Source organism: Undibacterium sp. TC4M20W (assembly GCF_049340245.1).
Lineage (GTDB): Bacteria > Pseudomonadota > Gammaproteobacteria > Burkholderiales > Burkholderiaceae_D > Undibacterium.
Genome location: NZ_JBMPPI010000063.1, coordinates 1 through 2038, shown reverse-complemented (window position 1 = coordinate 2038; position 2038 = coordinate 1). Strand labels below are relative to the sequence as shown.

The window sequence follows — 2038 nt, the reverse complement described above, 5'->3', positions numbered from 1 at the left end:
TCGTTTTACCAGCGAATACTGTGGCGTATTCTGCTTGTTTGGAGAAGCTGTCGGCGATTTGGTTCAGTGTGAAACCTTGAGCCATCCAGTAGGCCAGACCATTTGGGTCTGCTGGGCGGTTGAAGTATGCGATGTAAAGCTTTTGGATATCAGCAGCTGTATTAGCCATTTAAGAACTCCTAATTAAGTTTTGTTGCGAATAAATAAACTCCAGTAGCCCTGGGATTTATACTTTTTTCAGCAATGGGAGAGTAGCATGGGCTTTTACACAAAAATGTGACTTGAATCACAAATACGAATTAAATTATAAATTACGTTGCAAAAAAAACCCACCGCTTTACAGAGGTGGGTTTTTTATTTTTACACAGCGGGGAGGATACTCTCTCCCTGCTGCATGGGTAGCAAGCTACCCATTTTCCTGCATAGCTTACTGAATTAAGCGATGAAGTCGCCAGCGACGATGGAACCTGCGCCAACGAGTTTAACGATAAAGTCACCTGCATCAACTGCACCTACAGTGCCACCGATGTTTTGGAAAGCATATGTACCAGCTGCTGTACCTGCGGCTACAGTGACGATGTAAGCCTGAGTAGTGGCTTGCAAAGCTACAGCTGCGCCAACTGCAGACGCTGCTGATGCAATTGCTGCTGCCAGAGTAGAAATGTCAGCTGTAGCGATGTTCAGAGAGTTCAGCGTTGTTGCTGCTGTGCCAGTTTTGAACACGTCAGTACCAGCAACCTTGAAGTTAGTAACTGTATCAATGTTGCTGCTGAACAAGGAACCACTGCCAACGATAGTGTCATTGCCAGAAGACAATGTGATAGCGTCAGCACCGGCACCGCCAGTTACTGTAACTGCTGCACTGGAAACCAGAGTTTGACCACCAGAACCAAGGATGAAAGTACCGCCAGCTGCGTTCACTGTCGCTGCACCGTTGAACAATGTCACAGCGCCTGTAGTAGCTACATTAAAGTTTACGATTTCAACGCCAGATACCAGAGCCGTTGTTGCAGTAGCAGCAGCACCCAAATTGAATGCGCCGAGTGCGTCAGTAACAGTCAATGTGTCGCCAGTACCACCAGCTGCGTTGATTGTTTTCCAAGCCAGGTTAGCAGCTGTTGTCGTGAACGTGTCATTGCCTGTGCCACCAGTGAAAGTTTGGTTAGCAGCAGTAGCAGCCAGTGTTACAGCATTTGTACCATTAGCCAAAACGAAGTTCTCGATCACTGCACTACCTGTGATAGTACCAGCAGTTGACAAAGTAACTGTTTCACCATTAGTACCAGCTACAGTACCAGCCGCTACGATCGTGCCTGTAGCAGCAGCAAATTGTGCTGCTGACATCGTTACAGAACCACCTGTAGCGATTGTCAGATTTTCAAAGCCAGTGACATTCGCGCCGCCGATATTGGAAGCTGTACCCAGAACCAATGTATCCGTACCTGCACCTGCACTGAAAGTACCAGTGTAAGAGAAGTTACCCAATGTCAATTGGTTATTACCCAAGCCCAGGTTAACGTTACCAGCTGCAAAAGTAGCACCAGCGCCTGTTACGTTAACACTGTCATCGCCTGTGCCGCCATTCACTGTAGTAATACCAGTGGTAGTTGCACCGAAAGTGATGGTGTTAGTTGCATTGGCGAGGTTCAGGGTCTTGATGTTGGTGATAGTACCGCCGTTTGTGCCGTCGCCAATTGCCAAGGCACCAGATGCACCAGTCAAAGTGATTGTGTCTGTGTCACCAGCGTTACCGTTGACAGTTGTACCAACCAAAGTAGCAGCCAAGCCTGTGAAGTTGTCGTTCACGTTTGCTGTGCTATTAAATACTTGACCAGCTACCAGTGCTGTTGGAGACAAAGCTGTACCGCCACCATTGACTGGATTAGTACCAACAACACCTGTTGTTACTACTGCGCCACCAGACACTGTCACTGCATTGCTAACTGTAGTGTTGTTCACGCCACCACCAGTTGCATTGGAAGAAGACGTTGTGTCGATCACCAATGTGCCGCTAGTTACAGCGATCAGGGACAGATCG

General features: G+C 47.8%; 1 protein-coding gene. It reads right to left on the bottom strand.

The window, feature by feature from the left end:
* Positions 1-435 precede the first annotated feature (435 nt).
* A partial coding sequence (locus ACO0LL_RS30285) for a beta strand repeat-containing protein (protein WP_422954531.1) occupies positions 436-2038 on the bottom strand: 1603 nt, incomplete at its 5' end.